Here is a 25,696-nt window from a genome sequence, read left to right as displayed (position 1 = left end):
GCCCGCGAGGAGGCCGCCGCGGTGTCGGCCCGCGCCCGCGAGGAGGTCGCCGGGGCCGCCGCGCAGCGCGACGCCCTGGCGGCCGAGCTGGCCGAGGCCCGCCGCGGCGGCGACGCCGCGCGGGCCCGGCTGACCGAGACCGAGGTACGGCTGCGCGCCGCCGAGGCCGACCGGGACTCCGCCCAGCGGCGGGCCGCGCAGCTCGCCGATCAGGTCAGTGACCTGGCCGCCGCGCTGGCCCGGCTCGGCGCGCCGCCTCAGGCGGGCTGAGCGGGCGCCTCGGCCGGTGCGGCCTCGACCTGCACCCTGGTGTCGTGGAACGTCGGCCCGCCACCCAGGTCGGTGTCGCGGACGGTGGTGACGGCGTTGACGGTGCTGCCGCCGGGGCTCAGCCGCGCCCAGTACGCCTTGTAGGTGAACGCCAGGCCCGGCCGGGTGGCCTCGTCCACCGCCACGGTGGCCAGGAACGCGCCCCGGTCGTTGTGCACCCGCGCCGCGTCGCCGTCGGCCAGGCCCCGGGCGGCCGCGTCGACGGGGTGCAGGTGGATGCGGGGCGGGCCGGTGCGGTCGAGGTGCCAGGGCAGCGAGGCGAAGGTGGAGTTCATCAGGAACCGGCCGGCCGGGGAGATCAGCGCCAGCGGGAAGCGCCGCGCCAGCTGCGCGTCGGCGGCCTCCACCGGCGGGGTGTAGCCGATCAGCGGGTCGACGCCCTGCCCGGTGAGCTGCGGGTCGTACAACCGGGCCCGCCCGTCGCGGGTGGGGAAGCCGCCCTTGGCGTACGGGGCGGCGCCGACGTCCACGCCGGTGGCCCGCGCGTAGGTGTGCTCGCGCAGCTCCTCGAAGCTGACCCCGGCGCCGTCGAGCAGCTGCCGGGCCAGGTCCTCGTCGGTGTCGCGCAGCCGGGGATGGGTCAGGCCGAGGGCGGCGGCGATGCGGCGGAAGATCTCCGTGTTCGGCAGCGCCTCCCCCGGCGGGGCACTCGCCGGCAGGTTCAGCGTCGCGTAGTGGTGCCCGTAGGAGGTGTGCAGGTCGAGGTGTTCGGGCTGCATGGTGGCCGGCAGCACGACGTCGGCCCAGTCGCAGGTGTCCGTCCAGCGCTGTTCCAGCACCACGGTGAACAGGTCGGCCCGGCCCAACCCGGCGCGCAGCCGGTTCTGGTCGGGGACGGTGGCGGCCGGGTTGGCGTCGAACACCACCAGCGAGGTGACCGGCGGGTCGGCCTCGCCGGTCAGCGCGGCGGCGAGCCGGCTCATGTTGATCGAGCGGGCCGGCGGGGTGGGCAGGTCGGCCGGGCGGGCCACCCGGTCGGGGTCGATCCGGTGGTGCCCGGAGGTGGTGACCAGCGCTCCGCCGCCCGGGTAGCGGAAGTCCCCGGTCAGCAGCGGGATCGCGGCGATGGCCCGGACGGCCTGGCCGGCGCCGGCGTGCCGTTGCAGGCCCAGCCCGACCCGGATGGCGGTGGGTCGGGTGCCGGCGATCCGCGCGCCGAGCCGGCGCAGCACGTCGGCGTCGAGACCGCACTCGGCGGCGGCGCGTTCCACCGGCCACTCGTCGAGGCGGGCGTCGAGCCGTTCCCCGCCGGTGGTGTGCGCGTCCCGCCAATCCCGGTCGACGGCGCCGAGGTCGCGCAGGTGGCGCATCAGCCCCAGCGCGAGGGCGGCGTCGGTGCCGGGCAGCGGGGCGACGTGCTCGTCGCTGCGCGCGGCGGTGTCGGTGCGCAGCGGGTCGATCGTCACCACGTACGCGCCGCGCCGCTGCGCTTGGAGCACGAACGGCCAGTGGTGCAGGTTCGTCGAGAGTAGGTTCGCGCCCCACAGCACGATCAGCCGGGCGTCCACGATCGACTCCGGTTCGAACCCGACCGACCCGCCGTAGATCGACTGGAGGGCGGCGCGGGCGGCGGCGGTGCAGATGGTGGTGCGCAGCCGCGACGCGCCCAGGTGGGCGAAGAGCCGGGGCCCCATCGTCCAGCCCTGCACCAGGCCCATCGTGCCGGCGAAGTAGTACGGCAGGATCGCCTGCGGTCCGTCGGCGTCGATGGTGGCGCGCAGCCCGGCCGCCACCCGTTGCAGCGCCTCGTCCCAGCTCGCCGGCCGGTACGACACCGGCCCGACGCCCTTGGGCCCGACCCGCACCAGCGGCCGGGTGAGCCGGTCGGGGCCGTTGACCGCGTCGAGGTAGCGGTTGACCTTGCCACACAGCGAGCCCCGGGTGAACGGGTGGTCCCGGTCGCCGCGCAGCGCCACCGCCCTGCCGTCGGTGACGGTGAGCTGCCAGGTGCAGGTGTCCGGGCAGTCCAGCGGGCAGGCGCCGGGGTGGATCGTGGTGCGGGCCATGGCGCGGATCGTATCCCCACCGCGCCGCGCGGGGCGGCCCCGCGCGCGCCGGGCCGGGTCGGGTGCGGGGCCGGACCGGAGGTCAGTGGATGCCGGCCATCAGCCGGGAGATGTGCCGGGTGAACATCACCGCGCCGAGGCCGAGCAGGACCGAGGCCAGGCCGAAGGTGAGGAAGTAGGTCGGCTCGGGCCAGGTCTCGGCGAGCCGGGCCACCTGCCCGCCGATGGCGTCGCCGACGGCGGTGGCGAGGAACCACAGGCCCATCATCTGGCTGGCGTACTTGACCGGGGCGAGCTTGGTGGTGGCGGACAGGCCCACCGGGCTCAGCGACAGCTCACCGGCGACCTGGATGGCGTACACGGCGACCAGCCACCACGGGGAGACCAGGTCCCCGCCGACGGCGGCCTGCGCGGCGGCGGCCATCAGCACGAACGACAGGCCGTTGAGGACCAGGCCGACGGCGAACTTCACCGGGGTGGACACCCGGTGGCCCAGTCGCAGCCAGAGCCAGGCGAACAGCGGCGCCCCGATGATGATCAGGATCGGGTTGACCGACTGGAGCCAGGAGGCGGGGAAGGTGAAGCCGAGCACGTCCCGGTCGGTCCGGTCGGCGGCGAAGATGTTCAGCACCGACCCGGCCTGGTCGTAGATGAGCCAGAAGGCGGCGGCGAAGACGAACAGCCACAGGTACGCCTTCATCCGGCTGCGTTCGGTGTTGCTGATCTCCCGGTCGGTGATGATCCGCGCGAAGTAGCCGATGGTGATCAGCACGGTGGCGACGGTGAGGGTGTTGACCACGGTGTTGACGGTGAACAGGTCGGCCAGGGCGAGCGCGGCGAGCACCAGCAGCAGCACCACTACGCCGACGCCGATGCGGGTCAGCGCGCGGCGCCGGTCGGCGCCCAGCAGGGGGTCGGCGGGGCGCTCGCCGGCGTCGCCGAGGTTGCGCCGGCCCAGGACGTACTGGAGCACGCCGAAGGTCATGCCGATCGCGGCGGCCCCGAACCCCAGGTGCCAGTTGATCTTCTCGCCGAGGAAGCCGGTGACCAGCGGGGCGATGAACGCGCCCAGGTTGATGCCCATGTAGAAGATGGAGAAGCCGGCGTCGCGGCGGGGTGAGTCGCGGTCGTAGAGCGCGCCGACCATGGTCGAGATGTTGGGTTTGAGCAGCCCGGTGCCGAGCACGATCAGGGTCATCCCGGCGAACACGCTCCACCGGGCGGGGACCGCCATCACGTAGTGCCCGGCGGCGATGACCACGCCGCCCCACAGCACGCTGCGGCGGGCGCCGATCAGCCGGTCGGCGACCCAGCCGCCGGGCAGCGCCATCAGGTAGACCATGGCGTTGTAGGTGCCGTAGACCGCGTTGGCGGTGGACTCGCCCATGCCCAGGCCGTCCTCGGCGACCGCGGCGGTCAGGTAGAGCACCAGGATGGCGCGCATGCCGTAGAAGCTGAACCGCTCCCACATCTCGGTGAGGAACAGCGTCGACAGCGCGCGGGGATGACCGAAGAAGGTCTTCCCGCCGGGCGGTCGGGCGTCGACCGGCGTGTCACTGGTCATCGTCACCTCCTCCCAACCTGGGGCGGCTAACATCCCCGGTGAGCGCCGAAACACTCCACCGATTCGACCCGGCCGGGGACGACCCCGCCGGGTCGCGTCCGTGGCCGGTTACCCTTGCAGGGGCCACCGGCCGGATCACCCAGCCGGGCGGGAATGCCGCGGGGGCGACGGGCCGTTACACGAGAAGACCAGCACCACGAACGAGGGGAAGTCGATCATGGGCGAGCGTATGCTGCGCGGTAGCCGGCTGGGCGCGGTCAGCTACGAATCCGACCGCAACACGGAGCTCGCGCCGCGTCAGACCCGCGAGTACCTGTGCGCCAAGGGTCACCAGTTCGAGGTGCCGTTCGCCGTCGACGCCGAGGTCCCCACGACCTGGGAGTGCAAGTTCGACGGCAGCGTCGCCCGGCTGGTCGACGGCACCGAGCCGGAGCAGAAGAAGGCCAAGCCGCCGCGTACCCACTGGGACATGCTGCTGGAGCGGCGCTCCATCGCCGAGCTGGAGGACATCCTCGCCGAGCGGCTGCAGGAGGTCCGTACCCGCCGCGGCCGCGCCTGAGCGCCCCACCTGACGACGACGGCGCCCCCGGGAGACATCTCCCGGGGGCGCCGTTGGTACGGGTCAGGGGCGGCGTGGCTCCACGATCTCACCCTCGATGGCCCGACCCCCGTCGGCGACCTGCGGCGGGCCCGCATCGACGACCTGCCCGTCGACCGTCGGCTCCGGCCGGCTGGCGCCGCGGCGCACCCGCACGGTGCGCGGCCCGAACAGGTCACCGGCGACCATCGACGACACCCGGCGCTCGGCGGCACGTTGCACCCCGGCGCGGGCCAGCCGGCGCACCGGCGGCACCAGCAGCAACAGCCCCACCACGCCGCTGAGCAGGCCCGGGGTGGCCAGCAGCAGCGCCCCCAGCAGCCCCACCAGGCCGTCGGTGACCTGCCGGCCCGGCGGCTGCCGGGCCTCCACCGACGAGCGGAACCCGCGCCAGGCGCGCATCCCCTCCCGGCGCAGCAGCACCAGCCCCAGCAGCGACGCCGCGAACACCAGCAGCACCGCCGAGCCGAACCCGATCATCCGGCCCACCCCGACGAAGACCGCCAGCTCCAGCACCACCGCCAGCAGCAGGGCCGGTGGCACGAACCTCAGGTATCGGCGCATCTCACCTCATCCGCGTCGCGCGGCGCCCGGTCGACGACGCCGCCGTGAACCGGACACGGGGCGGAAACCCCGCCCCTCCAGCATGACACGCCCGCGCGTCACGGCCACCGGCCCGCGACCCGTCGGCCGGGCCACGCCGCCGCCCGCCGGTCCCGCAGCCCCCACGTGGTGATCCGCCACAGCGCCTCCGCCACGATCAACGGGCTCATCTTGCTCGCGCCGCGTTCCCGTTCGGCGAACGTGATCGGCACCTCCACGATCCGCGCGCCCGCCCGGTGCGCCAGCCGCGACAGCTCCACCTGGAACGAGTAGCCCTGCGAGCAGACCGACTCCAGCTCCATCGCCGTCAGCGCCGTCGACCGGTACACCCGGTAGCCGCCGGTGGCGTCGGAGACCGGCATGCCCAGCGCCAACCGCGCGTACAGGTTGCCGCAGCGCGACAGCAGCAGCCGCCGCAGCGGCCAGTTCAGCACCCGCGCCCCGCGGGTCCACCGGGAGCCGATGACCACGTCGGCGTCGCGGGCGGCGGCCAGCAGGGCGGGCAGGTCCTCCGGGGCGTGCGAGCCGTCGGCGTCCATCTCCACCACCGCGTCGTAGCCGCGCCGGCGCGCCCAGGCGAACCCGGCCAGGTACGCCGCGCCGAGACCCCCCTTGCCGGGGCGGTGCAGCACGTTGACGTGCGGGTCGGTGGCCGCCATCGCCTCGGCCAGGGCGCCGGTGCCGTCGGGGCTGTTGTCGTCGGCGACGAGGACGTCCACCGCCGGCGCGGCAGCGCGGACCCGGGCGACGACGTCGGGAAGGTTCTCCGCCTCGTTGTAGGTGGGGATCACCACCAGCACGCGCCCCACCCCGGGGTGGCCCACCGGCACTGGCTCGCTCACCGCACCCCTTCCGCGCATCCGCCCCGGCCTCACCGGCCGGCGTCGGCCTCCCGGCGGCGCAGTCCGCCGGCGGCCACCAGGACCGCCACCGCGAGCCCGGCCAGGGCCAGCTCCGGCCACACACCCGCCCGGGAGGCCGGGGTACGCCCGTCGGCGAGCGCCATCTGACGCAGCACCACCGCGCGGGTGTTGAACCCGGTGGCGCCGCTTACCCGCCCGTCGGGGGTCACGAACCCGGACACCCCTACCGTGGAGGCCATCAACGCGCCCCGGCCGTGCTCGACGGCCCGCAGCCGCACCATCGCCAACTGCTGGCGGGCCTCGGCGACATCGAAGGTGGCGTTGTTGGTCTGCACCACCAGCAGCTGCGCCCCACCGTCGACGGTGTCGCGGACCAGGCCGTCGTAGGCGACCTCGAAGCAGATCACGTCGCCGAGCACCGCCGGCCCGGACCGGACCACGCCGGGACGCTCACCCGGCACGAAGTCGTTGCGGACGAGGTCGACCTGCTTGCTGACCATCCGGGCGATCGTGCGCAGCGGCACGTACTCGGCGAACGGGACGGGGTGCCGTTTGGTGTACAGCTGGGACAGGTCCGCCCCGGTACCCGGCCGCCACAGGATCCCCGCGTTGCGCACCTGCCCCCGGTCGGGGCCGAGCAGCACCGCGCCGACCAGGATCGGCGCGCCGATCGCGTCGGCGGCCTGCGAGATCCGCTCCCCGGCGGCGGCGTTGCGCAGCGGGTCGATGTCGGAGGAGTTCTCCGGCCACACCACCAGGTCGGGGCGGGGTCGGGTGCCCGCGTCGACCCCGGCGGCCAACTCCAGGGTGGCGTCGACGTGGTTGTTGAGCACCGCCTGACGTTGGGCGTTGAAGTCCAACCCGAGCCGCGGCACGTTGCCCTGCACGACCGCCACGGTCACGGTGCGGCCGGTGCCGGCGGCGCCGGTGGGCACGAGCAGCGCCCCGCCGGTGAGCGCAAGAGCCGACGCCACCAGCAGCGCCACCGGCGCCCAGCCGCGCCGGTCGCGGCCCGGCCAGCGCCGCCACCCGGCGGCGAGCAGCAGCCCACCGGTCAGCGCCACGGCGAACGTCACCAGCGGCGCGCCACCGAGCCAGGCCAGCCGCAGCAGCGGGGAGGTGTCCTGGCTGAACGCCAGCCGCCCCCAGGGGAACCCGCCGAACGGGGTGCGGTCGCGTAGCGCCTCCTGCGCCACCCAGAGCAGCCCGGTCACCACCGGCCATGCCCAGCGGCGCCGGTCGACCAGCGGCGACACCCACGCGGTGGCGACGCCGAGCAGCGCCAGGTAGCCGGCCTGCAGCAGCGACAGCAGCACCCACGGCAGGTAGCCGGTGTGCAGGTTGGTCCACTCCAGCATCGGCGCGAACAGCGCCACCCCGGTCAGGAAGCCCAGGCCGGCGCCGGCGCGCAGCCGCCGCCGGTGCGCCGCCGCGCCCAGCAGCGCCACCCCCACCGGGGCCAGCGGCCACACCCCGTACGGGGGGAACGCCAGCAGCATCGCCAGGCCGGCGAGCACGGCGGCGGGCACGGCCAGCCGCAGCGGCAGCGCGCGCGGTACGTCCGCGCGGCCGGCCACCTCGGCGGCCCGGGTCTCATCCCGGTCGAGCGTCGTCACCGGCACCTCACCACGATCACGCGCCGAAGGCTACCCGGCCGGCGGTGGCCGATGCCGCCGGCCGGGCCGGGTCGTGTCGTACCCGGCTGGCAGGGTGACCGGCATGACAGCGCCCTCGACCGTGACGTACGTGCTGATACCCGGCGCCGGCGGCAGCGCCGACTACTGGCACCTGCTGGTCGACGAGCTGCGCCGGCGGGGCGGGGAGGCGGTGGCGGTGGCGCTGCCCGCCGCCGACCCGCACGCCGCGCTGCCCGAGTACGCGGCCGTGGTCCGCGCCGCCGTCGACCCGCACCCGCGGGTGGTGCTGGTGGCGCAGTCGCTGGGCGCGTTCACCGCCCCGCTGGTCGCCGACCATCCGGCGGTGCGGCTGCTGGTGCTGGTCAACCCGATGGTGCCGGCGCCGGGTGAGACGCCCGGTGACTGGTGGGCGGCCACCGGCCACGGCCCGGCGCGCGCCGGGTACGCCGCCGCGCAGGGCCGCGACCCGCACGCCGGCGTCGACCTGGCGGTGGACTTCTTCCACGACGTGCCCGCCCAGGTGACCGCCCGGCTGCTCGGCGGTGGGGGCGAGGCGGAGTCGGAGGCGGTGTTCGTCCGGCCGAACCCGCTGCGCCGCTGGCCGGACGTGCCGACCCGGGTGGTGACCGGCCGCGACGACCGGTTCTTCCCGGCGGACTTCCAGCGCCGCCTGGCCGTCGAGCGGCTCGGCGTGCGCCCCGACGAGCTGCCCGGCGGGCACCTGCTGGCGCTGAGCCAGCCCTGCCGGCTGGCCGACCTGCTGCAGTCCTACGCCCGGGACAGCTGAACGGGCGGGCGGGAACAGAAATCGGGGCGCGGCATACGCCGCGCCCCGATGCTCCCAGGCCCTTCCCGGCCGGTGGGGCGAGAGTGAGGTGCGCCGACCTTCGGACCGACCGGACGCGGACTGGCTGCCCCCGCCGGGCCGTTGTCTACTGGCCGTGCCTCTCACCCTGCCCGTACACCGGTAACCGCGGCCGGTTCGCGCCGCCCCGCCGACCCCCGCCCGCTGGACCTGGCCGCCGCGACGAGTTGCACCGTGTCGCTCGGCCAGCGGACGAAGGGACGAAGCGAACAACAGCCGCTTCCCGTGGTAGGACTCAAAGACGGTACGGCTTGCACCCCCGCCGCTGTCAACCCACCCCCGGCCAGTCGTGTGTTGCGACACGGCGTGTCGCGTCGGCGCGTCTCAATCCGTGCCGAGATGCCGGCGCAGCAACGCCCGCGCCGCCCCCGGATGATCGTCGGCGAGCAGGCCGCCGGCGGCCAGCACATAGTCCACATCGACCACCGCCCGCGCCTCCCGGGGCAGCGGCCACCCGCCGGCGTGGTCGGCCAGCACCGCGGCGAGGACCCCGGCGGCGTCCGCCGCGGGCGCGTGCCGCAGCACCCCGCCGGAACCCACCATCAGCCGCACGTCGCGCAGGTCCCGGCCGGCGCGTTCCCCGGTGGCCGCGCCCCGGGCGTGCCGGCGCAGCGCCACCGTCGCGGCCAGCGCCGCGATCCGCCGGTCGGCGGCCCGCTCCGCGCCGGATTCGGCGAGGAACCCCGGGTCGGCGGCCCGCACCGCCGCCGCCCGCTGCAGAACGTCCTGCTCCCCCACCGCGAGCAGGCGTTCCTCCGCGGCGGCGCGCACCACCCCCGGCGCGCTCCACCGCATCCCCAGGTCCCCCTCGACGGTGCGGGCCCGCCACAGCGTCCCGGCGACCTCCCGGCCCGGCCCGTCGGCCCGCTCGTCCGGGGTGAGCACCGAGTACACGTCGGTGGTGGCCCCACCCACGTCCACCACCGCCAGGTCACCGCCCAGGGTGTCGGCGAGCACCTCCACCCCGGTCAGCACCGCGTCCGGGGTGGCCGCGCGCACCAGCCGCGCGAACCGGGTCCCCCGCGACAGCCGCTTGCCGCCGATGACGTGCCGCAGGAACACCTCCCGGATCGCCGCCCGCGCCGAGGCCGGGGCCAGCACCCCGATGCGCGGCAGCACGTTGTCCGCCGCCGTCACCGGCACCCCCGCCCCGGCCAGCAGCACCGACAGCTCGTCGCGGACCGCGACGTTGCCGGCCAGCACCACCGGCACCCGCCAGCGGGCCTTCGCCAACCGGGTCGCGTTGTGCGTCAACACCTCGGCGTCCCCACCGTCGGTGCCACCGACCAGCAGCACCACGTCCGGGCGGGCCGCCCGCAACGCCGCCAGCTCCGCCGCGCCGAGCCGGCCCGCGGCCACGTGCACCACGTTCGCCCCCGCCGACAACCCCACCCGGCGGCCCGCCTGCGCGGTGACCAGCGGCTCGTAACCCACCACCGCCAGGCGCAGCCCACCACCGGCCGACGAGCACACGTACCACGGCAGGTCCCGGGCATCGAGCCCGGCGGTGGCCGCGCCGACCGCGGCGTCCAGGCCGTGCAGCACGTCCGCGCCGACCGTGGTCGGCGCCGACGCCGCCGCGACCAGCGCCGCGCCGTCGAGGTCCACCACCGCGACCTTCGTGTACGTCGACCCGACGTCGGCGCAGACGGCGAGGGTCACGCCGGCGGCGGGACGACCACGGTGCCGGTCGCGGTGACCGCCACGATCGGCGTCTCGAGCACCTCCGCCGCCGACTCCGAGAGGTCCGGACGACCCCGGCACACCACCCGCGCCTCGAAGTCGATGGTGCGGCTGCGGGTGCCCACCCGGGTCACCGTCGCGGTCACCTCCAGCACGTCACCGGCCCGCATGGCGCTGCGGAACTGCACATCCGAGTACGACGCGAACAACCCCTCGTCGCCGTCGGTGCGGATGCACACCTCCGTCGCCACGTCCCCGAACAACCCCAGCGCGTACGCCCCGTCGACCAGGTTCCCCGCGTAGTGGGCGTGCGAGTACGGCACATACCGCCGGTGGGTGACGGTCAGCCCGACCCGGGAATCACTCATGCCTTCGCCTTCTTGTTCGTGATCAGCGCGTGCACCAGGTAGCTGGCCACCTCACCCGGGGTGGTGCCCCGGCCGAAGATCCGGTCCACGCCCAGCTCGCCGGTCATCGTCTCGTCGAACCGCGGCCCGCCCACGATCAGCAGCGGCCGCTTCCCCGCCGGCATCGCCTCCCGGAACGCCGCGGACATCTCCCGCGTGTTGTGCAGGTGCGCGTCGCGCTGCGTCACCACCTGTGACACCAGCACCGCGTCGGCCTTCTCCACCCGGGCCGCCTCCACCAGCTCCGGCACGCTGACCTGCGCACCCAGGTTGGTGACCTTCAGCTCCCGGTAGTACTCCAGGCCCTTCTCCCCCGCGATGCCCTTGACGTTGAGGATCGCGTCGATGCCCACGGTGTGCGCGTCCGTGCCGATGCACGCCCCCACCACCGACAGCTTGCGCCGCAACCGCTGCTTCACCACCGCGTTGACCTCCTTGGCGCTCAGCAGCGGGAAGTCCCGCTCCACCACCTGCACCGCGGACAGGTCCACCAGATGGTTCACCCGCCCGTACACCACGAAGAAGGTGAACCCGTCACTCATCGGCTTGGCGTGCACCAGCATCGCCGGGTCGATGCCCATCTTGTTGGCCAGCTGGATCGCCGCGCCCTCGGCCCGCTTGTCGTGCGGCACCGGCAACGTGAACGACACCTGCACCATGCCGTCACCGGTGGTGTCCCCGTACGGCCGGACGATCTTCTTCTCCGCCGCGGCCGTCACGCGCGGTCCCCTTCCAGGATCTCGGTGGCCGGGTTGTAGTAGTCGGCGTCGTGCGCGGCCACCCCGGCCAGGCCCTTGCCCCGGTCCGCGGGCCGCTTCATGATCCCGAACGTGCCCTCGGCGATCGCCGTCAACAGCGACTGGTCACCGATGCGCTCCAGCAGATCCAGCGCCTCACCCAGCACCCGGTTGGCGCGCTGCTGGATGAACCCGCCCGGCGCCGGCACGAAGTCCTCGTGCAGCCCACCGGCCGCGCCCAGCACGTACCGCACGTTCTGCAGGGCGATGTCCCGGTCCGACAGCCACGGCGTCACCACCGCCTCGGTCATCATTCCCACCAGCAGGATGCCCTGACCGGTCATGGCGCCCACCAGGTTGAAGAACCCGTCGAGCAGATTGCCGCGGAACACGTCCCCGGTCATGTGCTTCGTCGGCGGCATCCACTTCAACGGCGCGTCCGGGAACAACTCCCGCGCCAGCAGCGCGTGCGCCAACTCCAACCGGAACGACTCCGGCAGATCCGGGTTGATCTCGAACGCGTGCCCCAGCCCCAACTGCCAGTCGGCCAACCCCGCCTCGTGCGCGAAGAACTCGTTGAGCAGCTGCGACACCGTCACCGTGTGCGCCTCGTCCACCGCGTCGGCGGTGGTCAGGTAGTTGTCCTCACCGGTGTTGATGATGATCCCCGCCCGGGCGTGCACCTGCCGGGAGAACCGCTGGTCCACGAACGTGCGGATCGGGTTGATGTCGCGGAACAGGATCCCGTACATCGAGTCGTTGAGCATCATGTCCAGCCGCTCCAGGCCGGCCAGGGTCGCCATCTCCGGCATGCACAGACCCGACGCGTAGTTCGTCAGCCGCACGTACCGACCCAGCTCCTTCGACGTCTCGTCCAACGCCGCCCGCATCAGGCGGAAGTTCTCCTGCGTGGCGTACGTGCCGGCGAAACCCTCCCGGGTCGCGCCCTCCGGCACGTAGTCCAGCAGCGACTGCCCCGTCGACCGGATCACCGCGATGACGTCCGCGCCGGCCCGCGCCGCGGCCTGCGCCTGCGGGATGTCCTCGTAAATGTCACCGGTGGCCACGATCAGGTAGATCCACGGCCGCTGCGCCGGATCCCCGTACCGCTTCACCAGCCGGTCCCGCTCGGCGCGCCGCCGGTCGATCAACCGGACACCCGCCCCGACCGCCTTGCGGGCGGCCTTGCGGGCGGCGGTGGCCGCCCTGCCGGTCGGCTGGGTGAAGCGCACCGACCCGGCCGCCGCCTTCTGCGCCAGCAACGTCACGTCGCTGATCTGCTCCCGCGCGAGGGCGTCGAACACCGGCACCGCCACCCCGTGCCCCAACCCGACGTCGGCCACCACCGCGTCGACCAGCCGGTTCACCCACGGAATGCCGTCCGGGTCCGCGCCGGTCACCCCGGCCAGCCGCAGCACCGCCCGCTCCACCGACACCGTCGTGTGGCTACGCGCCAGATCCACCACCGGCTGCCCGGCGCGGCGCGCCAACTCCCGCGCCCGCGCCACCAGCACCGGATCCAGGCCGAGCTTGCCCGTCACGCCGTCACCCCGGCCCCACTCGCCGGGGCGACCCGCGCCCGTGCCGCCTCGATGGTTCGCTCGCTCACGCAGACCCTTCCTCATAGATGACCTCACCGCGCAGCACCGTGCGCCGGCACACCGGCAACGGCGTCGGATCCTGCGGACCCCGCAGCTCCGGGTCCTCGGCCTGCAACACCGGCAGACCCCGCTCCACCCCCGCCGGCGTCGACCACACCGCGAACGTCGCCGGCGCCCCCAACGCCAGCACACCCTCGTTGTCCAGGTGCACCGCCCGCCAGCCACCCCGGGTGTGCGCCGCGAACGCCGCCCGCGCGCTCATCCGCTGCACCGGGTTGTGGTGCGCCGCCGCCGCCCGCACCGAACCCCACGGGTCCAGCGGCGTCACCGGCGAATCCGACCCGAACGCCAACGCCACCCCGACCGCGTGCATCGCCCCCATCGGGTTCGACTCCAACGACCGGTCCAAACCCAACCGCGACTCGTACATCCGGCCCGCGCCACCCCACAACCGGTCGAACGCCGGCTGCATGCTCGCCACGATCCCGTACTCCACGAACCCGGCGATCAGCCGCTTGTTCATGATCTCCGCGTGCTCCACCCGGTGCCGCGCCGCCCGCACCCGGTCCGTGCCCAGCTTCTCCGCCGCCGCCGCGAACCCCTGCAACACCGTCGAGATCGCCGCGTCCCCGATCGCGTGGAACCCGCCCTGCATCCCGTGCGCCGCACAGTCCAGCAGGTGGTCACGCACCTCGTCCGCGGAGACGTACCCGTGCCCGCAGGCGTCCGGCTCACCATCGAGGTACGCCGACGACACGTGCGCCGTCCGCGACCCCAACGCGCCGTCGGCGTACAGGTCCCCGCCCGCCCCCACCGCACCCAACTCCCGGGCCTTCGCCGCGCCGAGCAGCTCACCCCAGTACCCGTACACCTCCGGCACCCCGTCCCCGGAGATCGCCAACAGGCCGGTGAAGTCCGACTCGTCCGACGTGCCCGGCCCGCCGCACTCGTGCACCGCGGCGATCCCCAACGACGCCGCGTGCCGCAACGCCGCCCGCTGCGCGGCCACCCGCTGCGCCGGCGACACCGAACCCAACGCCGCCTCCCGCACCACGTGGTGCGCGTCGCGACGCAACCACCCCGACGCGTCGTACCCGGCCGCCCGCGCCGCCTGCGGACACGCCGCCAGCAGCGCCGCCGACACCAGCGCCGAATGGATCGACGCCTGCGACAGGTACACCCGCCGCCCCCCGGCCGCCCGGTCCAGCGCCGCCGCGTCCGGCAGCTGCGGCACCGGCCAGTTCGACTCGTCCCACCCGTGCCCCAGCACCACCGCGTCCGGCGGCAACCCCGCCGCGAACGCCGCCACCGCCTCCAGCAGCCCCGCCGCCGACCGCACCCCGGACAGGTCCAGCCCCGACAACGCCAACCCCGTGTCCGTGGCGTGCACGTGCGCGTCCACGAACGCCGGCGTCACCAGCGCACCGTCCAGCTCCACCACCCGGTCGGCGGCCGGCGCGTCCCGGTCCGCCCCCAACCAGGCGATCCGGCCGTCGGCCACCAGCAGGGCCGTCGCGCGCGGGTCGGCCGGACAGTGCAGCACGCCGCCGCGGTACAGAGTCGAGGGGTTCGTCATGACACTCAGTCTGCCGCCAGCCGGGACTCGAACAGAGCGCGGACCCCCGGCTCCGAGCGCAGCAGACCCAGCGCCAGCTCGGCGTGACCCGGCACGTAGCCGTTGCCCACCAGCATCGTCACGTCCGCCGCCAGGCCCTCCGCGCCCAACGCCGCCGCAGCGAAGCTCGTCGCCATCGAGAAGAAGATCACCGTGCCGCCGTCCGCCGTGGCCAGCACCGCCCCGTGCTCACAACCCGGCACGTCCACGCAGACCACCGTCACGTCCGCCGGCACCCCCAGCGCCGACGTCACCGCCGTCGACAACGCCACCGGATCCCGGGCGTCGGCCAACGCGACCACCGAGGCCAGCCCGGCGCCGGTCAGCGCGTCGCGCTCCGCCGCCACCGGCACCACCCCGACGGTACGACCCGCGCCCGCCCGCCGCGCCGCCGCCAGCGACAGCGACCCGCTCTTACCCGCTCCACCGATCACCGCCACGGTCACCGGCGTCGGGTCGTTCTCGCGCTGCCTGCGCGCCACGTGCTCGGCGACGACCCGGCCGGTCAGCGCCGGCGCCCCGCACACGTCCAGCACCGCCAGGGACAGCTCCGGATGCAGGTCCGCCGGCAGCACCGCCGCGATCGACCGGGCGAACAGGATCGCGTACCCGTCGCACGGCACCTGCTCGCTGCGCCCGTCCCAGCGGGCCAGCCCGTCGAGGACGGTCAGCGGGGTCAGGGTCAGCGACACCAGCGTCGCCACCCGGTCACCGACCGTCAGCTCCAGCGGCGAGCGCCGGCCGACCTCCTCCACGGTGCCGATCAGCATGCCGCCCGACCCGGTCACCGGGTTCTGCATCTTGCCCCGGCTGGCGATGATCTCCAGCACCTCGGCGCGGACCTTCTCCCCGTCGCCGCCGTGCTTCTCCGACAACTGCCGGAAGCTCGCCGCGTCCAGGTTCAGCCGCTCGACCCGGATCCGCACCTCGTTCGGCGCGATCCGCGGGTCGGCGTCCAGCCGCCACGCCGCCTGCGGCAGCACCCCCGCCGGTTCCACAACGCGGTGCAGACCCACCGGTGACGTCACGCCGACCTCCCCTGTCAGCCGCGTGAAGCCCCGGCCTGGGCTCGCATCGCGGGAAAACTTCCGGCAGACTAATTCCTTCACCGGATATTTTCCAGTAGCCTACGGGCCGCCGATCATCTGCACCACCACGCACCGAGGAGGGGCCGTGACCCAGACCCAACCGGTTGAGACCATCCCTCAACCCCGTCACGCCCCGGTCGCGACGCCGACCGCCGGGCAGCCGTACGAATACCGCCGCAGCCCCCTGGTCGAACCCGACTGGACCCGCTTCCCCGGCTGGCGCCACGTCACCCGCGACCAGTGGGAGAACGCCCAGTGGCAGCGCGTCAACTGCGTCAAGAACATCAAGCAGCTGCGCACCGTGCTCGGTGACCTCGTCGACGAGACCTTCTACGCCGACCTGGAGGCCGACCAGAAGGCCCTGGCCACCATGTCCATGCTGGTGCCGCCGCAGATGCTCAACACCATGGTCCCGTTCGCCCCGATGACCACCGAGGCGTTCCTCGCCGACCCCGTGCGGCGCTACATGATCCCCGTCGCCTCCGACCGGCGCACCGACTGGCCGTCACACCCGTACGCCAGCCGCGACTCCCTGCACGAGCACGACATGTGGGTCGCCGAGGGCCTCACCCACCGCTACCCCACCAAGGTCCTCGCCGAGCTGCTCTCCACCTGCCCCCAGTACTGCGGGCACTGCACCCGGATGGACCTGGTCGGCAACTCCACCCCCGCCGTCGACAAGCTCAAGCTCACCCTCAAGCCCGTCGACCGCTACGACGCCCACATCGCCTACCTCAAGGCCCACCCCGGCGTCCGCGACGTCGTGGTCTCCGGCGGCGACGTGGCCAACGTGCCGTGGCGCAACCTCGAGTCGTACCTGATGCGGCTGCTGGAACTGGAGACCGTCCGCGACATCCGGCTCGCCACCAAGGCCCTGATGGGCCTGCCGCAGCACTGGCTGCAGCACGACGTCGTCGAGGGCCTGGAGCGGGTCGCCCGCACCGCCGCCCGACGCGGCGTCAACCTGGCCATCCACACCCACGTCAACCACGCCCAGTCGATCACCCCGCTGGTCGCCAAGGCCGCCCAGACCGCCCTCGACGTCGGCGTCCGCGACGTCCGCAACCAGGGCGTGCTCATGCGCGGCGTCAACGCCACCGCCCCCGACCTGCTCGACCTCTGCTTCGCCCTGCAGGGTGAGGCGGGCATCCTGCCGTACTACTTCTACATGTGCGACATGATCCCCAACGCCGAGCACTGGCGGGTCCCCGTCTGGCACGCCCAGCAGCTCCAGCACGACATCATGGGCTACCTGCCCGGCTACGCCACCCCGCGGATCGTCTGCGACGTCCCCTTCGTCGGCAAGCGCTGGGTGCACATGCTCACCGAGTACGACCGCGACCGCGGCATCTCGTACTGGACCAAGAACTACCGCACCTCCATCGAATCCGCCGACCTGGAGGCGCTCAACAAGCGCTACGCCTACTACGACCCGATCGACACCCTGCCCGAGGCCGGCCAGCAGTGGTGGACCGAGCACCGCAACGACTGACCCACCCCACCCGCCCACCCCCGGCGTCGCCCCGGCGACGACCGGGGGTGCGCCGTCTCCGCCCCCGGAGAACCCCGACCCAGCCCCCAACAGCTGACTACCCTGCACTCACATGGGACCCGCGCGGCGCGACGCCGACACCGCCGAGCGGGTCACCCCCGTCGAGATCTTCTTCGACGTCGTCTTCGTCCTCACCATCACCCAACTCGCCGACCTGCTCGAGGACCACCTCGACTGGACCGGCGTCGGCAGCACCACCCTGATCCTCGGCCTGCTCTGGTACCTCTACAGCGGCTACGCCTGGCTCAGCAACCACGTGCCACCGCGTCGGCCCGCCCACAAACTCCTCCTCTTCGCCGGGATGGCCGGCTTCCTGCTCACCGCCGTCGCCCTCCCCGACGCCTTCACCGGCAGCGGCCTGCTCTTCGCCATCGGCTACCTCGTCGTGGTCACCGTCCACACGACCCTGTTCACCCGCAGCGCCGCCCGCGCCACCGTCCGCGGCTTCGCCCCCTACAACATCGCCGCCGCCCTGCTCGTCCTCGCCGCCGGCCTGCTCTCCGGACCCGCCGTGTACGTCCTCTGGACCGCCGCCATCTTCGTCCAGAGCCTGCTGCCCTACCTGCTTCCCAGCCACTCGTGGCTCCGCGTCGCCGCCAGCTTCCGCGTCGTCCCGGCCCACCTGGTCGAACGGCACGGTCTGCTCGTCATCGTCGCCCTCGGCGAGACCGTGGTCACCATCAGCATGGGCGCGCCCCTGAACCACCTCACCCCCACGACGGTGGGCGCCATCGTGCTGGCCCTCGCCCTCCCCGCCGCGCTCTGGTGGACCTACTTCGCGGAGACCGGGGCCGCCGAAGCCGCGCTCGACCGCGCCGATCGCGGCCGGCGCAGCCGGATGTCCGCCCACGTCTACAGCCTCGCCCACTTCGCCCTGCTGCTCGGCATCATCGCCACCGCCACCGGCCTGCACGCCACCGTCGCCCATCCCGACGCCCCCACCGGCTGGCCGGCCGCGCTCGCCCTCTCCGGCGGAGTCGCCCTCTTCCTGATCGGCATCGCCGACATCCGCCGCGTCGTGCGCCACGGCCGCCCGGCCAGCCGCCTGGTCACCGCGGCCCTGGTGCTGGCCACCGTCCCGATCGGCGCCTACGTCAACACCTTCGTGCACCTGGTCGTCGTGATCGCCGCGGTGACCGCGATGCTGGTCGTCGACGGCCACCGGGCCGGGGGCCCGACGCGACCGGTCAGCCGCGCGGCGCGTACATGATCACCGCGACGCCGACCAGGCAGATCGCCGCGCCGGCCAGGTCCCACCGGTCCGGCCGGAAGCCGTCCACCACCATCGCCCACGCCAGCGACCCGGCCACGAACACACCGCCGTACGCGGCCAGGATCCGGCCGAAGTGCGGATCCGGCTGGAAGGTGGCCACGAAGCCGTAGCAGCCCAACGCGATCACCCCGGCCGCTATCCACCACAGGCCCCGGTGCTCCCGCCAGCCCTGCCAGACCAGCCAGGCTCCGCCGATCTCGGCGAGCGCCGCCAGGGCGAACAGCAGCAGGGACCGGGCGATCGTCACGCCCGCAACGCTAATCGAGCGGTCCCCGGACACCGCCGGGGACCGCTCGTGAGGTTCCTGGTCAGCGGAACGTGTCGCGCGCCCGGCGCCCGGCGTCCCTCGGGTCCCCGCCCGTCTGCCGGGCCCGGGCGGTGCTCTGGTCGGTGGCGCCCTCGCCCCGCAACGGCTCGTTGTCGGTGACGTCGCCGATCCGCTCCTTCGCGACGCCGGCGAGCTGCTGGGCCTTGTTCTTCGCCTTCTCCGTGAAGCTCATCTCGCCTCCTGCTGCTCCGGCGGGGAGCGGGACGGAGCGTCCCGCTCCCCCGGTGCGTCCCCGGGTGCCGGACCTCGAAACCGCTGCCTGTCCCGGTGACTCGCTGGCTCGTCCGTGCGCTGCCGCACACTGCGTAAGACATCCTAGGATGCAGGTGGATGGCGGTGGCTGCGGCGACGGGGACACAACCTCTAGGCCGTCCTAGGACAATAGGCGGGTCTGCCTCCGCCCGGCCGGTTAGAGCCGCCGCGCTGGTTGGCGGAGCGGGCTGTCCGCCGGTGGCGAGTGACCTCGTTGCCGACCCCCTCAATGCAGGCGCAGTCCAGCGATGAGGAACTCGACCAGACGGCGCGCGTCGTACCGGGGGTCGCTGCCCGCACCGATGCAGAGATTGCCGACGCCGCGCAGCAGCCCGTAGGCGTCGATGTCCGGGCGGATCTCCCCCGCGGCGACGGCGGCGTCGAGCAGCTGGTCACACACCGGGACGAGACGGTCGAGGAAGTAGGCGTGCAGGGTCTGGAAGGCGGCGTCGTCGGACTGCAGCGCCGCGGCGAGGCCGTGCTTGGTGACCAGGAAGTCGACGAACAGGTTGATCCACTGCACCAGGCCGGCGTGCGGTGTGCTGCTGCCGGCCAGCAGGGCCGGGCCCGCCTCCGCACAGGCCTCGATCTGGTGCCGGTAGACGGCGACGATGAGGTCGGCTCGCGTCGGGAAGTGGCGGTAGATCGTGCCCACGCCGACGCCCGCCCTGGCGGCGATGTCGCGCACGGGCACGTCGACGCCGGAGGTGACGAACGCCGCGGCGGCAGCGTCCAGCAGGGTCTTCTCGTTGCGTCGGGCGTCGGCCCGCTTGCGCGGCACCGGTCGCTCCGCGCCGCTGTCGATGTCGGCCACGGTCGGTTACCTCCACCACTCCACTTGGCATTCGGAACACTGTTCCGTATGTTGATTACCGGAACACCGCTCCGCTTGTTCAGCATAGCGATGGGGCGAGCGACCCACCAAACGTTGCATCGCTGCACGTCACCAGGAGGAACAGTCATGCAGTACCGCACCTTGGGCCGCACGGGCGTGCAGGTCAGCACCCTCGTGCTCGGCGCCATGAACTTCGGCAGGATCGGCAACACCACCCAGGAGGAAGCCACCGCCATCGTCGACGCGGCGCTCGATGCGGGGATCAACCTCATCGACACCGCCGACGCCTACAGCGGCGGCCAGTCCGAGGAGATGGTCGGCAAGGCCATCGCCGGCCGCCGCGACGACATCGTGCTGGCCACCAAGGCGACCCTGCCGATGAGCGACGAGCGCAACCGTCGGGGCGGTTCACGCCGCTGGCTGGTCACCGCGCTGGACGACAGCCTGCGCCGCCTCGGCGTCGACCACGTCGACCTCTACCAGATGCACCGGTGGGACCCCGCGACCAGCGACGAGGAGACGCTGTCGGCGCTGACCGACCTGCAGCGCGCGGGAAAGCTCCGCTACTTCGGCTCCTCGACCTTCCCGGCCTACCGCATCGTGCAGGCGCAGTGGGCCGCCCGGGAGGGGCACCTGAGCCGTTACGTGACCGAGCAGCCGAGCTACTCGATCCTGCAGCGTGGCATCGAGACCCACGTGCTGCCTGTGACGCAGGAGTACGGCATGGGCGTGCTCGCCTGGAGCCCGCTGGCATCGGGCTGGCTGTCCGGCGCGATCCGTGCCGGACAGGAGATCCGCACGAACCGCTCGGACTTCATGCAGCAGCGCTACGACACCAGCATCCCCGCCAACCGCGCCAAACTCGACGTCGTCGAGCAGCTCGCCACGGTCGCCGACGACGCCGGCCTCAGCATGATCCAGCTCGCGCTCGGCTTCGTCACCGCGCACCCGGGCGTGACCAGCGCGATCATCGGCCCCCGCACGATGGACCACCTCCGCTCGCAGCTCGCCGCCGCGGACACCGTGCTTCCCACCGACGTGCTGGACGCGATCGACGCGATCGTGGCTCCCGGCGTCGACCTCGCCGCCCACGAGAAGCACGACACCCCGCCCGCCCTGCTCGACCCGGCGCTGCGCCGCCGCTGACCACTCGGCACGTCAGCGACCAGGCGGCTGACGGGGCATGGCTCGCGCCAGCCGCCTGGCACGTCGCAGCGCCATCCAGCAGGTCCGGTGCCGCGTGGTGGCGCCGGCGCCGCTTCCGCCAACCAGCGCGGACTTCCGCGACTATCGCGGGCAGCCACAGCCGACCCGGGCCGGTCCTGGTTGACTGGGGGCATGAGCGAGATCCTCCTGGTCCGGCACGGTGAGACCACCTGGAGCGCCAGCCGCCAACACACCTCGTACACCGACCTGGCCCTGACGCCCGACGGCGAGCGGCAGGCCCGCGCCCTCGGCGCAGTGCTGGTCGGCCGACGGTTCGCCCGGGTGCTGTCCAGTCCCCGCCAGCGCGCCCGGGCCACCGCGCAGCTCGCCGGCCTCACGGTGGACGAGGTGGACGACGACCTGGCCGAGTGGAACTACGGCGAGTACGAGGGCCGGACCACCGCGGACATCCAGAAGGACGATTCGCGCTGGAACATCTGGACCGACGGGTGTCCCGGAGGGGAGACACCGGAGCAGGTCGGCGAGCGGGTCGACCGGTTGCTCGCCCGGGTCGCTCCCCTGCTCGACCACGGCAGCGTCGCCCTGGTCGGACACGCGCACAACCTGCGCGTGGTGGGCGCGCGCTGGATCGGACTGCCCCCGTCCGGCGGCGGGAAGCTCCGGCTGGACACCGCCACTGTCAGTGTGCTCGGGCACGAGCACGGGCGCCGCGTCATCCTCCGCTGGAACGGGAGCTGACCGGCCCGCTAGGCCTCACCGTTGGCGCGGGGCCGCACCCGGGTGCGCGGATCGAGGTCGATCTTCGGCGGCCGCCCCTCGTACGGGGTGGAGAGCACCACCGTGGTGCGGGTGGTGACATTGGCCGCGGTGCGGATCTCCTGGAGCACCCGCTCCAGGTCGGCCGGGCCGGCCACCCGTACCAGCAGCAGGTAGAAGTCCTCCCCCGCCACCGAGTAACAGGAGTCGATCTCGGGTAGGTGGGCCAGCCGCTCCGGCGCGTCGTCCGGCTGCGACGGGTCGAACGGGCGGATCGCCACGAACGCGGTCAGCGGCAGGTCGAGCGCCTCGAAGGAGACCCGGGCGGCGTAGCCGTTGATCACCCCGCGCTGCTCCAGCCGGCGGACCCGCTGGTGCACCGCGGAGACCGACAGTCCCACCTTCTCCGCCAGATCGGTGTACGACAGCCGACCGTCAAGGGTCAGTGCGGCGACGATGGCGCGGTCGATCTCCTCCACGGCGTGCAACCTACCGGGTCCGAGCCCGGGGTGCGACGACCGGCCGGCCGCGGTCACGCTGGGCGGGCCGTCCGGTCGCGCACCGCATCGGCCGCGTAGTTCAGCACCTCGGCCATGTCCTCCTCGTCGAGGAAGGGCAGGTCGGTGAGGATGTCGGTGACGGACATCCCCTCCGCCATCATCGCCAGCAGGGTGGCCACCGGGATCCGGGACTGCCGCACGCAGGGCGCGCCGCCCATCACCTCGGGGTCGACGGTGATCCGGGGGAAGGTCACCGGGACAGGCTAGTCCCTGGCCAGGGCCCGGGAGATCACCAGCCGCTGGATCTGGTTGGTGCCCTCGACGATCTGGAGCACCTTCGCCTCCCGCATGTACCGCTCCACCGGGTGGTCGGCGACGTATCCGGCGCCGCCGAGCACCTGCACCGCGTCGGTGGTCACCCGCATCGCCACGTCGGTGGCGAAGAGCTTCGCCTTCGCCGCCTCGATGGAGTACGGCCGGCCGGCGTCGCGCAGCCGGGCCGCGGCGAGCGTCAGCGCCCGGGCGGCCGAGATCTGCGTGGCCAGGTCGGCGAGGTTGAAGCCGAGCCCCTGGAAGTCGATGATCGCCTGGCCGAACTGCCGCCGTTCCTTCGCGTACCCGACCGCGTAGTCGAGGGCGGCCTGGGCCAGCCCGACCGCGCAGGCGGCGATGCCGAGCCGGCCGGAGTCCAGGGCCGACATGGCGATGGTGAAGCCCATGCCCTCGCCGCCGATCAGCCGGTCGGCGGGCACCCGGGCGTCGTCGAAGGCGATCTGCGCGACGGGGGAGGCGTGCAGGCCCATGGTCCGTTCGGCGGCCTGCGGGTGCAGGCCCGCGGTGTTCCGGTCGGCCAGCAGGCAGGAGATGCCCTTCGGACCGGGGCCGCCGGTGCGGCAGAAGATGTTGTAGAAGTCCGCCACCCGGGCGTGCGTGATCCACGCCTTGGTGCCGGAGACGACGTACGAGTCACCGTCGCGGACGGCCCTGGTGGTCATCGCCGCCGCGTCCGAGCCACCCTGCGGCTCGGAGAGGCAGTACGCCCCGAGCAGTTCCCCGCCGATCATCTCGGGCAGCAGCTTGCGCTGGGCGTCGTTGCCGAACTGGGCCACCGGGTAGCAGGACAGGGTGTGCACGCTGACCGCCTCGGCCACCGCGAGCCAGCGGCTGGCCAGGATCTCCAGCACCTGGAGATACACCTCGTACGGCTGGGCGGCGCCGCCGTACTCCTCGGCGTAGGGCAGGCCGAGCAGGCCGGCCCGGCCCAGGGTGCGCAGCACCTCCCGGGGGAACTCGGCGCGCTCCTCGAACCCGGCGGCCCGGGGGGCCAGCTCGCGGTCGGCGAGTTCGGTGGCGAGGTCGAGCAGGTCGTGGGCCTCGTCGGTGGGGAGGATCCGGTCGACAGTCATAGCGCGATGAGCTCCGTGGGGGTGGTGTTGAGCCGGTGCACGCCGTCCGTCGTGCAGACGACGATGTCCTCGATGCGGGCGCCGTGTCGGCCCGCGAGGTAGATGCCGGGTTCGATGGAGAAGGCCATGCCGGGCTCCAACGGCCGGGAGTTGCCGGCGACGACGTACGGCTCCTCGTGCCCGTCCAGGCCGATGCCGTGGCCGGTGCGGTGCAGGAAGGCGTCGCCGTACCCGGCGGCGGTGATCGGCTCGCGGGCGGCCGCGTCGACCGCCTCGGCGGTCACGCCGGGCCGGACCGCGGCCACGGCGGCGCGGTGCGCCGCGTGCAGCACCTGGTAGTAGTCGATGAACTCGGCCGGGGCGCACCCGCCGGCGAGGTAGGTGCGGGTCGAGTCGGAGCAGTAGCCCGAGGGCATGGTGCCGCCGATGTCGACGACGACCGGTTCGCCGGGCTGGATCGGGCGGTCCGAGGTGCCGTGGTGCGGGCTGGCGCCGTTCGGACCGGCGGCGACGATGACGAAGTCCACGGTCGCGTGGCCGGCGGCGCGGATCGCCGCGGCGATGTCGGTGGCGACCTCGGCCTCGGTCCGCCCCGGCCGCAGCCACTCACCCATCCGGGCGTGCACCGCGTCGATCGCGGCGCCCGCCTCCGCCAGCGCGGCGACCTCGGCGGGCGACTTGCGCACCCGCAACTCGCGCAGCACCTCCCCGGCCAGCCGCTGGGTCGCCCCCGGCAGCGCGGCGCGCAGCGCGAGGACCTGCTCGGCCCACATCCGATCGGCCAGCCCGACCGCCGCGACCGGTCCGCCGAGGGCGGCGGTGACCAGCGGGTACGGGTCGGTGCCGTCGGCGTGGTCGACGATGCGCACGCCGGTGGCCGGCGCCGGGGACGCCTCGGCGGCCGGCCGTTCCAGGGTGGGGACGATCAGGGTCGGCTCGCCCTCGGCGGGCAGCACCAGGCAGGTCAGCCGCTCCCCCGCGTGCGCGTCGTAGCCGGTCAGGTAGCGCAGGTCGGAACCGGGGGTGAGCAGCAGCGCGTCCAGGCCAGCGGCGGCGGTGGCGCGGCGCGCGGCGGTCACCCGGTCGGGCGGATACAGCTCGGCGGTTCCCACCCCGTCAGCTTAACGGTCGTTTGGGCGCTCCCGGGAATCGGTCGCCGGTTCGGCGTCACCCGCCCCGGGCCGGGCGCGGTGCCGTCGCTCCTGCACGGCGGCGACCAGGAGGACCACGGCGAGCAGGCCGAGCGCCGCCACCGCGGGCAGGGCCCGACCGAGCGGCAGCAGCGCCAGGATGACGCCGACGAGGGCCACCTGGGCCCGGCGCACCTGGTGCGCCGAGAACCGCAGGAAGAGCAGCCGCCCGACCAGGAACAGCGCCGTCCCGCCGTACAGGGCGGTGACGCCGGGCCAGCTCATCGACCCGGCAACCGCCGGCGCGCCGTGCTCGGCGGCGACGACGGTCAGCACCTCCTCGACGCCGAGCGCGACGTAGATGACCCCGACGACCAGCAGCAGGTGGGACAGGCTGTAGGCGTCGCTGGCGATCCGGTCCCGGCGGTCCCCCGTCGACAGGTCGAGCGTCCGCTCGGCGGCGGGCGCGACGTGGTCGAAGTAGAGCCACCACAGGCAGACGGTCACCGCCAGCCCGACCAGCGCCGCGCCGAGCACCGGCTGCCGGGTCACCGCCGATCCGGCGCAGCGCCAGCAGCAGCGGACCGCTCAGGCCTGGACCCGACGACCAGGCCTGCGGCATCACCAGGGCGGCGACGAAGAGCGCGGCCATGGCAGCCAGGACACCCGCGCGGACCACGCCGACGTCCGCGGGTGTCTGGTTGCCCAACCACGCGTACGACGACCAGGAGAACCAGAGCAGCACGAGCAGGAGCAGCCCCCGCGCCATGGACTGCGGGGACGGCGGCTGCCCCATGAACGCGATGATCCGGGTGAGCGCGAAGACGAAGACGAGGTCGAAGAAGATCTCGAAGGTGGTGGCCGGATGGTCCCGCGCCACCCGGGCCGCCGGGCCGCGCG

25 protein-coding genes and 2 pseudogenes are annotated in these 25,696 nt (G+C 73.8%); 7 read left to right on the top strand and 20 right to left on the bottom strand.

Features of this window, described 5'->3' with window-relative positions:
• Positions 1-270, top strand: a pseudogene (locus V6U89_RS20750) (hypothetical protein); the annotation flags it as partial.
• Here the strand turns inward: V6U89_RS20750 and V6U89_RS20745 are convergent.
• On the bottom strand, positions 258-2,336 hold the full coding sequence (locus V6U89_RS20745) for a molybdopterin-containing oxidoreductase family protein (RefSeq protein ID WP_334573009.1): 2,079 nt from the start codon (positions 2,334-2,336) through the stop codon (positions 258-260). The pseudogene V6U89_RS20750 and the gene V6U89_RS20745 sit on opposite strands and share 13 nt — an antisense overlap.
• 82 nt (positions 2,337-2,418) lie before the next feature.
• The gene (locus tag V6U89_RS20740; protein WP_334573008.1) at positions 2,419-3,900 is read right to left on the bottom strand and encodes a peptide MFS transporter; all 1,482 of its coding nucleotides are present in this window, start codon (positions 3,898-3,900) and stop codon (positions 2,419-2,421) included.
• A gap of 217 nt (positions 3,901-4,117) precedes the next feature.
• On the opposite strand from V6U89_RS20740, the gene V6U89_RS20735 reads away from it, so the two are divergent.
• Positions 4,118-4,459 carry an RNA polymerase-binding protein RbpA gene (locus V6U89_RS20735; RefSeq protein ID WP_007070998.1) on the top strand — a complete coding sequence of 114 codons (342 nt, stop codon included), beginning with the start codon at positions 4,118-4,120 and terminating at the stop codon, positions 4,457-4,459.
• A 63-nt stretch (positions 4,460-4,522) separates the two neighbouring features.
• On the opposite strand, the gene V6U89_RS20730 is transcribed toward V6U89_RS20735, so the two are convergent.
• The 3 genes from V6U89_RS20730 to lnt all read right to left on the bottom strand — a co-directional run bounded on the left by V6U89_RS20730 (position 4,523) and on the right by lnt (position 7,541).
• Positions 4,523-5,062, bottom strand: a complete 540-nt coding sequence (locus tag V6U89_RS20730) for an FxsA family protein (protein ID WP_334573007.1) — start codon at positions 5,060-5,062, stop codon at positions 4,523-4,525.
• A 98-nt stretch (positions 5,063-5,160) separates the two neighbouring features.
• A complete protein-coding gene (locus tag V6U89_RS20725) occupies positions 5,161-5,961 on the bottom strand; it encodes a polyprenol monophosphomannose synthase (RefSeq protein ID WP_442933958.1) in 801 nt (266 codons plus the stop codon).
• A gap of 11 nt (positions 5,962-5,972) precedes the next feature.
• Positions 5,973-7,541: an apolipoprotein N-acyltransferase gene (gene lnt / locus V6U89_RS20720; protein WP_334573018.1), complete on the bottom strand. Its 1,569-nt coding sequence runs from the start codon at positions 7,539-7,541 to the stop codon at positions 5,973-5,975.
• 142 nt (positions 7,542-7,683) lie between these two features.
• Here lnt and V6U89_RS20715 point away from each other — a divergent pair, with 142 nt between their 5' ends.
• Positions 7,684-8,388, top strand: a complete 705-nt coding sequence (locus V6U89_RS20715) for an alpha/beta fold hydrolase (RefSeq protein ID WP_334573005.1) — start codon at positions 7,684-7,686, stop codon at positions 8,386-8,388.
• Between the two features lie 402 nt (positions 8,389-8,790).
• On the opposite strand, the gene V6U89_RS20710 is transcribed toward V6U89_RS20715, so the two are convergent.
• The 6 genes from V6U89_RS20710 to V6U89_RS20685 form a co-directional block, all read right to left on the bottom strand.
• Positions 8,791-10,128: a glutamate mutase L gene (locus V6U89_RS20710; protein ID WP_334573004.1), complete on the bottom strand. Its 1,338-nt coding sequence runs from the start codon at positions 10,126-10,128 to the stop codon at positions 8,791-8,793.
• Positions 10,125-10,517, bottom strand: coding sequence for a hotdog domain-containing protein (locus V6U89_RS20705; protein ID WP_334573003.1), 393 nt, complete (start codon positions 10,515-10,517; stop codon positions 10,125-10,127). The genes V6U89_RS20710 and V6U89_RS20705 overlap by 4 nt, the downstream gene beginning before the upstream one ends.
• On the bottom strand, positions 10,514-11,275 hold the full coding sequence (locus tag V6U89_RS20700) for an OAM dimerization domain-containing protein (protein ID WP_334573002.1): 762 nt from the start codon (positions 11,273-11,275) through the stop codon (positions 10,514-10,516). The genes V6U89_RS20705 and V6U89_RS20700 overlap by 4 nt, the downstream gene beginning before the upstream one ends.
• Positions 11,272-12,834, bottom strand: a complete 1,563-nt coding sequence (locus V6U89_RS20695) for a lysine 5,6-aminomutase subunit alpha (protein WP_334573001.1) — start codon at positions 12,832-12,834, stop codon at positions 11,272-11,274. The genes V6U89_RS20700 and V6U89_RS20695 overlap by 4 nt, the downstream gene beginning before the upstream one ends.
• A gap of 64 nt (positions 12,835-12,898) precedes the next feature.
• Positions 12,899-14,470, bottom strand: a complete 1,572-nt coding sequence (locus V6U89_RS20690; protein ID WP_334572999.1) for an amidohydrolase — start codon at positions 14,468-14,470, stop codon at positions 12,899-12,901.
• Positions 14,471-14,475: 5 nt separating this feature from the next.
• Positions 14,476-15,525: a zinc-binding alcohol dehydrogenase gene (locus V6U89_RS20685; RefSeq protein ID WP_334573017.1), complete on the bottom strand. Its 1,050-nt coding sequence runs from the start codon at positions 15,523-15,525 to the stop codon at positions 14,476-14,478.
• A gap of 157 nt (positions 15,526-15,682) precedes the next feature.
• Between V6U89_RS20685 and V6U89_RS20680 the strand changes: the two genes are divergently transcribed.
• Positions 15,683-17,089 carry a KamA family radical SAM protein gene (locus V6U89_RS20680; protein WP_334572998.1) on the top strand — a complete coding sequence of 469 codons (1,407 nt, stop codon included), beginning with the start codon at positions 15,683-15,685 and terminating at the stop codon, positions 17,087-17,089.
• Positions 17,090-17,201: 112 nt separating this feature from the next.
• Positions 17,202-18,359 (top strand): low temperature requirement protein A, encoded by a 1,158-nt coding sequence (locus V6U89_RS20675; RefSeq protein ID WP_334572997.1) that lies wholly within the window; start codon positions 17,202-17,204, stop codon positions 18,357-18,359.
• Here the strand turns inward: V6U89_RS20675 and V6U89_RS20670 are convergent.
• From V6U89_RS20670 to V6U89_RS20660, 3 genes are all read right to left on the bottom strand, one after another.
• The gene (locus V6U89_RS20670) at positions 18,337-18,669 is read right to left on the bottom strand and encodes a YnfA family protein (protein ID WP_334572996.1); all 333 of its coding nucleotides are present in this window, start codon (positions 18,667-18,669) and stop codon (positions 18,337-18,339) included. The genes V6U89_RS20675 and V6U89_RS20670 overlap by 23 nt on opposite strands.
• Before the next feature lie 61 nt (positions 18,670-18,730).
• On the bottom strand, positions 18,731-18,922 hold the full coding sequence (locus tag V6U89_RS20665) for a CsbD family protein (RefSeq protein ID WP_334572995.1): 192 nt from the start codon (positions 18,920-18,922) through the stop codon (positions 18,731-18,733).
• Between the two features lie 306 nt (positions 18,923-19,228).
• The gene (locus V6U89_RS20660) at positions 19,229-19,807 is read right to left on the bottom strand and encodes a TetR/AcrR family transcriptional regulator (protein WP_334573016.1); all 579 of its coding nucleotides are present in this window, start codon (positions 19,805-19,807) and stop codon (positions 19,229-19,231) included.
• 156 nt (positions 19,808-19,963) lie between these two features.
• Here V6U89_RS20660 and V6U89_RS20655 point away from each other — a divergent pair, with 156 nt between their 5' ends.
• A complete protein-coding gene (locus V6U89_RS20655; RefSeq protein WP_334572994.1) occupies positions 19,964-20,983 on the top strand; it encodes an aldo/keto reductase in 1,020 nt (339 codons plus the stop codon).
• A 192-nt stretch (positions 20,984-21,175) separates the two neighbouring features.
• Positions 21,176-21,742 carry a histidine phosphatase family protein gene (locus V6U89_RS20650; protein WP_334572993.1) on the top strand — a complete coding sequence of 189 codons (567 nt, stop codon included), beginning with the start codon at positions 21,176-21,178 and terminating at the stop codon, positions 21,740-21,742.
• Positions 21,743-21,750: 8 nt separating this feature from the next.
• Here the strand turns inward: V6U89_RS20650 and V6U89_RS20645 are convergent, their stop codons facing one another.
• From V6U89_RS20645 to V6U89_RS30225, 6 genes and pseudogenes are all read right to left on the bottom strand, one after another.
• Positions 21,751-22,239 carry an Lrp/AsnC family transcriptional regulator gene (locus tag V6U89_RS20645; protein WP_334572992.1) on the bottom strand — a complete coding sequence of 163 codons (489 nt, stop codon included), beginning with the start codon at positions 22,237-22,239 and terminating at the stop codon, positions 21,751-21,753.
• Positions 22,240-22,292: 53 nt separating this feature from the next.
• Entirely contained in the window at positions 22,293-22,514 is a 222-nt protein-coding gene (locus tag V6U89_RS20640; protein WP_154936964.1) for a DUF433 domain-containing protein, read from the bottom strand.
• A gap of 9 nt (positions 22,515-22,523) precedes the next feature.
• On the bottom strand, positions 22,524-23,666 hold the full coding sequence (locus V6U89_RS20635) for an acyl-CoA dehydrogenase family protein (protein WP_334572991.1): 1,143 nt from the start codon (positions 23,664-23,666) through the stop codon (positions 22,524-22,526).
• Positions 23,663-24,778 (bottom strand): M24 family metallopeptidase, encoded by a 1,116-nt coding sequence (locus V6U89_RS20630; protein ID WP_334572990.1) that lies wholly within the window; start codon positions 24,776-24,778, stop codon positions 23,663-23,665. The genes V6U89_RS20635 and V6U89_RS20630 overlap by 4 nt, the downstream gene beginning before the upstream one ends.
• Before the next feature lie 9 nt (positions 24,779-24,787).
• Positions 24,788-25,348, bottom strand: a complete 561-nt coding sequence (locus V6U89_RS20625) for a low temperature requirement protein A (RefSeq protein ID WP_334572989.1) — start codon at positions 25,346-25,348, stop codon at positions 24,788-24,790.
• Positions 25,349-25,451: 103 nt separating this feature from the next.
• Positions 25,452-25,676 (bottom strand): annotated as a pseudogene (locus tag V6U89_RS30225) (low temperature requirement protein A); the annotation flags it as partial.
• Between the last annotated feature and the right edge of the window lie 20 nt (positions 25,677-25,696).

The organism is Micromonospora sp. CPCC 206171 (genome assembly GCF_036906755.1).
In the GTDB taxonomy this organism is placed as follows: domain Bacteria; phylum Actinomycetota; class Actinomycetes; order Mycobacteriales; family Micromonosporaceae; genus Micromonospora; species Micromonospora purpureochromogenes.
Note: the sequence above shows the minus strand (reverse complement) of the source record. Positions and strands in the feature narration are given on the sequence as shown.